Here is a 6,774-nt window from a genome sequence, read left to right as displayed (position 1 = left end):
TGTCGCCGCGCACCGCCTGGACTCCGGGCAGCTGCGCCGCGCCGCCGACGTGGCGACCCGCACCGCCGCGCTGGAGGGCCGCCCGGTGGGCCCCGACGACCTGCGGGCCGCCGTACGCGCCCAGAACGGCGCGGGACTCGAACGGCTCGCCCGCCGGATCGAACCGGCCGTCGGCTGGGACGACCTTGTGCTCCCGCCGGCCACCCACCGGCGGCTGCGCGAACTCGCGCTGCGCGCCCGCCACCGCGAGCAGGTGCTCGGGCAGTGGGGGATGAGGCCCGGCGGCGGCCGGGGGCGCGGTGTGATCGCACTGTTCGCCGGCGAGTCGGGCACCGGCAAGACCATGTCCGCCGAGGTCGTCGCGGCGGACCTGGGCATGGACCTGTACGTGGTGGACCTGTCCACGGTCGTCGACAAGTACGTCGGGGAGACCGAGAAGAACCTGGAGCGGATCTTCACCGAGGCGTCGGCGGTCAACGCGGTGCTGCTCTTCGACGAGGCCGACGCGATCTTCGGCAAGCGCTCGGAGGTGAGGGACGCGCACGACCGGCACGCCAACATCGAGTCGGCCTACCTGCTCCAGCGCATGGAGTCCTTCGACGGGATCGCGGTGCTCACCACCAACCTGCGGGCCAACCTGGACGAGGCGTTCACCCGCCGCCTGGACGTGGTGGCCGACTTCCCCGTCCCCGACGCCGGGCAGCGCCTGGCCCTGTGGGAGCGGTGCCTGGGCGGGAGGCTGCCCCGGGCAGGAGATCTGGACCTCGCCTTCTGCGCGGACCGCTTCGAGATGGCCGGCGGCTCGATCCGGGCCTGCGCGGTCACGGCCGCCTACCTCGCGGCGGAGGCCGGCGGGCCGCTGACGATGCGGCAGGTGGTCAGGGCGGTCGCGCAGGAGTACCGCAAGCTGGGACGGCTGGTCCTGGCGGGCGAGTTCGGGCCGTGGCTGGCGGAGGCTGCGGACGCCTGAGGAACGGGCCGCCCCCGCCCCGAGGGGCGGGGAGTCAGAGGGACGTCCCCTGGACCGTCCGGAACATCTCGAAGAGGGCGGTCGCGAGCGGCAGCCACTCCTTCGGGGGAACCTGGCCGGGCAGGCGGCGAAGTTCGATCTGCACCAGCCCGGCCGCGCCGGGCGCGTGTCCGGGGTCGAGCAGATGGTGCTGGCCCATCGCAGGGGAGCTGGCCTTCATCCCCTCGGTCACCTCGGTTCCGCCGCCCGCGGACATCAGGTCCGGGCCACCGGAGGCGATGCTCTCCAGCCACCTCCTGCGCTGCGGGCCGTGGGACGTCCTGGTGTCGCCTGCGCCGCGGTCGCTGAAGCCCTCCTTGTAGAGGGGATCGTCCGGCGCGAGACCGGCCACCTGGAGAACGCGGCCCGGGTCGAAGGCTGTCCTGGCCTCCTCGGGCAGCGCGGCGTACATCGCGGAGAAGCTCATCCGGCTCATCAGCGGCAGGAAGTACTTCGCCTGATCCTGTCGCCCGGACTGCTGGGCGCCGGCCAGCAGGTACGAGAACACCAGTGCCAGCAGTCCCTTGAGTTCCGGCGTCCCCGCCGTCCGCAGGCCCGCGGTGTACTCCTCTGCGAAGCCCTGGGCCTCCGTGAGGATCGCCGCGTCCCGCCGGGAGTTGGCGCCGCCGAGCGCGGTCGTGTCGGTGCGCGGCTCCGGCTCCTCACCCAGGATGTCCACGTCCTCCGGGTTCGACGGGGACCTGAGCGGGAGTTCCTGGCTCACCACCGACTGGAAGAGTGCGAGCATCCTCTCCAGGCCGACACCACCGGTCGCCTGCGGCTTCGCCAGGGGCGGGTACACGCGGTCCGCGCCGGGCACGTACACGTCGTTCCCGCCGTGCTGGTGGATCGTGCCGCTCTCCGACAGCACATCCTCGAGCTTCGTGTCTCCCTCCATGAGGGCCGCCATCTTCGCCCAGGTGTGAAGCGCGTCGAACGCGTCGGCCATCTCGCCGACCGCCGTGGCCATCCGCTGCCGCTCCGGGGCGTCGCCCTCCTCCTCGAAGGGGACCGTCACGAACTCCAGCGCGCTGGCGTCGGGGGTGATGTACCAGTCGCCCGAGGCGGCCTCGAAGACCTTCTCGTTCTTGGAGATCACCGGCTCTCCGCCGGCCCGTACCAGCATGTTGGTCTCGAACTCGAACCCCACCTTCCGCTGGATCGCGGCGCCCCCGCCGGCCGCGGCGCCGCTCCGAGTCCCGTGGTCCGGCCGCTCCGCGTCCCGCTGGACCGGAGCCGGAGAGGCCATCGCCGCGGCCGAGACCGCCTCCGCCTCCCGCTCGGCGTGATCGTCCGGGTCGGACATCCGCAGCCCGCCCCCCGTGTCGGTGCCGGGCACCGGCCCCCGCCGCTGCTGGCGGACGTGGTGCAGTTCGTGCGCCAGGACCCGCGGCTCGGAGACGTCTCCGACGATGTGGTCCCCGGAGGTGAACGCGGTCGCGCCGATGGACCGGGACACCTCGATGTCGCGCGGCGAATCGTGGACGGACACCGACCGGAAGGTGCCCTCGGGTGCCCGCAGCCGGTGTTCCATCTCGGACGCGACCGTTTCCGGTAGCGGACGCCCCCGGGAGCGGAGCACGTCGCGGACCGCGCGGACCGCGGAGCGCTGGACCGGCTCGGCGTGCTCCTCGTGGCCGTGGTCCGCGTCGTGCCGGTGCCCGTCCCGCTGGAGCATGCGGGTCACGGCGGCGTTGCCGACGCTGCGCTGGAGGGCGCGGACCGCGGTCGGCGCGGGGCGGGCACCGACCGGCGCCGTGGTCGGCACCGCGCGGGACACGGGAGGGCGCGGCCGGTCCGCGTCGGGTGCCTTGCGGGTGTCTCGTGCGCGCATGAAGCGTTCCTTCCCGTGATCCGGGAGTGTCCTGCCAGTGCGTGCGCGGGCGCTCACCGGTCCGTCTCCGGCGGTCGGGCGTCCCGCGGACCCGCGTCACCCGGGCTGTCGCGCCAGTGGACCGTGCGGGCGGGCCGGACGTCCATGCCCGCACGGGCAGCGCGAGGGCAGGAGTGGGCGACGGCCGGACGGTCGGCGCGGGGAGCTTCGAAGGCAACGCTCCTGCCCCCGGCCAGGTCCGCCGGTCCCTGTCGCCGGGCCGGACCCACCGCGCAGACTCGCCCTGGACACAGGTGACCGACCCGCAAGGACGCTAAGGAGCGAGCATGCCGACGTACCTCACCCCGGGTGTGTATGTGGAGGAGGTGCAGTCCGGTGCCCGCCCGATCGAAGGGGTCGGCACCGCCGTCGCCGCGTTCGTCGGGTTCGCCCGCAGCGGCCCGTTCCACACGCCGACGCTGGTCACCGGCTGGGATCAGTACGTCCAGATCTTCGGCGGCTTCACCGAGGACGCCTATCTGGCCCACGCGGTCCACGGGTACTTCGCCAACGGCGGCGGCGCCGCGTACGTCGTGCGGATCGGCGGCTCGGCCGAGGACGCCTCCGCCCCCGCGGCCGGCGGCTGCCGGGGGGAGGGCGGGGCCGCGGAGCCGGTGGAGCTCGGCGGCTTCCTGGTCGCGGCCCGGCCGGGCGTCTCGGGCGTGTCGGTGGAGGTCGCCGACGCGGACGGCGAGGATCCGCCGCAGGACCGCTTCAAGGTCCTGGTCCGCCGGGGCGACCAGGTGGCGGAGACGTACGAGGCCTCCAGCCGCAGGAACGTCAAGGGGTACCTGGTCAGCCAGGCCCGCGCCTCCAAGCTGATCGAGGTCACCGAGCAGCGGGGCGCCGGCCAGAGCAGGCCCGCCAACCAGACCGTGGCACTGCCCGGCACCCCGGACGCGCCCGCCGTGCCCGGCTCCGGCGAGGTGTCCCGCATCGACGCGTCCGAGTACGTCGGCGACGCCGCGGCCCGTACCGGGTTCGGCGGCCTGGAGACCATCGACGAGATCACCATGGTCGCGGTGCCGGACCTGATGAGCGCACACCGGCGCGGCGACATCGACGCCGAGGGCGTGCGCACCGTGCAGCTCGCCGTGATCGCGCACTGCGAGCAGATGGGCGACCGGGTGGCCGTGCTGGACACCCCGCCCGGGCTGACCGCCCAGCAGGTGCGCTCCTGGCGCAACGACGAGGCGGGCTACGACTCCCGGTACGCCACCCTCTACTACCCGTGGGTGCGGGTCTTCGATCCGGCCACCGGACGCAACACCACCGTTCCGCCCAGCGGCCACATCGCCGGCGTGTGGGCGCGCAGCGACGCCGAGCGCGGTGTGCACAAGGCGCCCGCCAACGAGGTGGTCCGCGGCGCGGTGGACCTGGAGTTCCGGCTCAGCAAGGGCGAGCAGGACCTGCTGAACCCGATCGGTGTGAACTGCGTACGGGCCTTCCCCGGCCGGGGCGTGAGGGTGTGGGGCGCCCGCACCCTCTCCTCCGACCCGGCCTGGCGCTACCTGAACGTGCGCCGTCTGTTCAACTACCTGGAGGAGTCGATCCTCCTGGGCACCCAGTGGGTGGTCTTCGAGCCGAACGACGACCGGCTGTGGTCGAGCATCCGGCGCAACGTCACCGCGTTCCTCACCGAGGAGTGGCGCCGGGGCGCGCTGTTCGGCCGCACCGCCGAGGAGGCGTTCTACGTCAGGTGCGACCGCGACAACAACCCGCAGGAGTCCATCGACCAGGGCCGGGTGGTCTGCGAGATCGGCGTCTCACCGGTCAAGCCCGCGGAGTTCGTGGTGTTCCGGCTGGCCCAGTTCTCCGACAGCACCAGCCTCATCGACGAGTGACCCCAGGGTCCGCAAGGAAAGGTGACCAACGGTCATGGCAGTGGGCGACGCTCTTTCCACCCATGTCTTCGGCGTGCAGCTCGGGGGCTACCTGGTCGAGTCGGTCCAGGAGATCAGCGGGCTGACCGTCGAGGAGGAGGTGGTCGAGGTCAAGCAGGTCAGCGCGGAGGGCAAGCAGATCATCCGCAAGCAGCCCGGCGCCCGCCAGGCGGGCGAGATCACGATCACCCGCGGGCTCGACCAGAGCAGCGAGTTCACCAACTGGATCAAGGAGACCCTGAACAACGGCGCCGTGAACTCCGCACGGCAGAACCTCACCATCGAGATCAAGGACTCCGAGGGCACCACGGTCCGCCGCATCCAGCTGATGCAGGGCTGGGCCTCCCGGTGGGAGGGCCCGTCGCTGAAGGCGGGCGAGTCGTCCCCGGCCACCGAGTCCGTCACGATCGTGTTCGAGGAGATCATCGTCGAATGAGACGCCGTACGGTGACGGCGGGCAACCTGGAGGAGATCCTCCAGGTGACGGCGCCCGCCCCGGCGACGGAGCAGGCGGCGGCGCCCCCCGCCCCGGCCCCCCGGGAGGACCACGGACTGCGCACCGAGTTCGAGTTCGAGCTGCCGCGCGGGTACGTCGACGAGGCGGGCACGGTGCACCGCCACGGCGCGATGCGCCTGGCCACCGCCCGCGACGAGCTGCGGCCCCAGATCGACCTGCGGGTCAAGGAGAACCCCGCGTACCTGAGCGTGGTGCTGCTGAGCCAGGTGATCACCCGGATCGGCACGGTCACCGACGTGCACGCCGGGATCGTGGAGCGGATGTACGCCACCGACGTCGCCTTCCTGCAGGACTTCTACCGCCGCGTCAACAGCGAGGGCCACACCCGGGCGGCGGTGACCTGCCCCCACTGCGAGGGCGGCTTCGAGGTCGACCTCTCGGGTGGGCGCCTGGGGGAATCGTGACGTACGCCCTCCCCCGGCTCATGGAGGAGATCGCGTACATCGCCTACCACTTCCACTGGCGGCGCGAGGAGATCCTCGGCCTGACCCACGGTGAGCGCCGGCAGTGGGTGGCCGAGATCGCCCGCATCAACACCCGCGTGAACGAAGGCGGTTGAGTACATGGCATGGCGGGACAGGCTGCGCCGCCGGGCCGCCGGACCGGGCCCGGTGCACCGTCCGCGGCGTACGGAGCGGCCCGGTGCCGGAGCGGACGGCCGGCCCGGCCAGGGGCCGGACAGGAGCGCGCCCGGTGTTCCGGGCGCCTCCGTGCCCGGCGACTGGGACGGGGGGTGGCAGCGCACCGCGGCTCCGGAGCTCACCCTGGCCCGTGCCCCGCTCGGCGTCAGCGACGGACTCGCCTTCCGCGCGGGCCTGGCCGCCTGGCGGAACCCGTCGTTCGGCACCGGTCTGGGCCACGCCCTGCTGCCCACGGCCCCGGCCGGCCTGGTGCACGGCGTCACCGCTCCGGCCGCCCCGCGGCCCGTACACACCGGCGGGGGCCCGCTGCTGCTCCGGGCGCTGCGTCCACCGGAGGCGGACGGCCCGCAGGACGGTACGCCGGGCATCACGGCCCCGGACACCGTGCCCCCGGGCGGCGCGGCGCCGGGTGCTCCGGCCCCGTACGGCTCGGCTTCCCCAGGTGCGCGGTCTTCCCGCGGCCGCTCCGGAGCGGATTCCGGAGCGGGTTCCGGAGCGGCGCACGCGGGCGCGGGGCGGGAGCCCGCGCCGGCGCGGCCCGGCGGCGGCACCGAGGGCACCGGCGGCCCGGGCGGCACTCCTCGGAACCGCGGTCCGGTGTCCGCGGACTCCCCCGCCACGCCCTCCCCGTCCTCCCTTCCCCTCCAACGGGCCGTGCGGCCGGGCACCGGCCCGGCCCCGGCCCCCGCCGGCGCCGGACACCGGTCGGCTGTTCCAAGGATGCCGCCGGTACGACGTGTGCCGGTGGTACCGGGCGCGCTCGCCGACGGATCCGCGGCCCGGCCCGCTCCCGGCGGGCCCGCGTCAAGGGCGCCGTCCGGCCCGGCGGTCGGGCTCCGCCCCGTGGGGCC

General features: G+C 74.0%; 6 protein-coding genes. 5 read left to right on the top strand and 1 reads right to left on the bottom strand.

Annotation, left to right across the window (positions count from 1 at the left end):
- On the top strand, positions 1-970 hold a 970-nt coding region (locus ACLIYP_RS28575; protein ID WP_412715991.1), incomplete at its 5' end, for an ATP-binding protein.
- 34 nt (positions 971-1,004) lie between these two features.
- On the opposite strand, the gene ACLIYP_RS28570 is transcribed toward ACLIYP_RS28575, so the two are convergent.
- Positions 1,005-2,843 carry an eCIS core domain-containing protein gene (locus ACLIYP_RS28570; RefSeq protein WP_412715990.1) on the bottom strand — a complete coding sequence of 613 codons (1,839 nt, stop codon included), beginning with the start codon at positions 2,841-2,843 and terminating at the stop codon, positions 1,005-1,007.
- 326 nt (positions 2,844-3,169) lie between these two features.
- Between ACLIYP_RS28570 and ACLIYP_RS28565 the strand changes: the two genes are divergently transcribed.
- The 4 genes from ACLIYP_RS28565 to ACLIYP_RS28550 are packed head-to-tail and all read left to right on the top strand — an operon-like array spanning position 3,170 to position 5,841.
- Positions 3,170-4,726: a phage tail sheath family protein gene (locus ACLIYP_RS28565; protein WP_412715989.1), complete on the top strand. Its 1,557-nt coding sequence runs from the start codon at positions 3,170-3,172 to the stop codon at positions 4,724-4,726.
- 34 nt (positions 4,727-4,760) lie between these two features.
- Positions 4,761-5,201 (top strand): phage tail protein, encoded by a 441-nt coding sequence (locus tag ACLIYP_RS28560; RefSeq protein WP_410534748.1) that lies wholly within the window; start codon positions 4,761-4,763, stop codon positions 5,199-5,201.
- Positions 5,198-5,686 (top strand): hypothetical protein, encoded by a 489-nt coding sequence (locus ACLIYP_RS28555; protein WP_412715988.1) that lies wholly within the window; start codon positions 5,198-5,200, stop codon positions 5,684-5,686. The genes ACLIYP_RS28560 and ACLIYP_RS28555 overlap by 4 nt, the downstream gene beginning before the upstream one ends.
- A complete protein-coding gene (locus ACLIYP_RS28550; RefSeq protein ID WP_412715987.1) occupies positions 5,683-5,841 on the top strand; it encodes a DUF6760 family protein in 159 nt (52 codons plus the stop codon). The genes ACLIYP_RS28555 and ACLIYP_RS28550 overlap by 4 nt, the downstream gene beginning before the upstream one ends.
- Positions 5,842-6,774 lie beyond the last annotated feature (933 nt).

It is taken from the genome of Streptomyces nanhaiensis (assembly GCF_046614825.1).
GTDB classification, from domain to species: Bacteria; Actinomycetota; Actinomycetes; order Streptomycetales; family Streptomycetaceae; genus Streptomyces; species Streptomyces radiopugnans.
This window is presented reverse-complemented; position numbering and strand designations above follow the sequence as displayed.

Bases quoted from the DNA above. Each gene is read 5' to 3' on its own strand.
- ACLIYP_RS28555 (WP_412715988.1), top strand. From the start codon at position 5,198: ATGAGACGCCGTACGGTGACGGCGGGCAACCTGGAGGAGATCCTCCAG.
- ACLIYP_RS28565 (WP_412715989.1), top strand. From the start codon at position 3,170: ATGCCGACGTACCTCACCCCGGGTGTGTATGTGGAGGAGGTGCAGTCC.
- ACLIYP_RS28560 (WP_410534748.1), top strand. From the start codon at position 4,761: ATGGCAGTGGGCGACGCTCTTTCCACCCATGTCTTCGGCGTGCAGCTC.
- ACLIYP_RS28570 (WP_412715990.1), bottom strand. From the start codon at position 2,843: ATGCGCGCACGAGACACCCGCAAGGCACCCGACGCGGACCGGCCGCGC.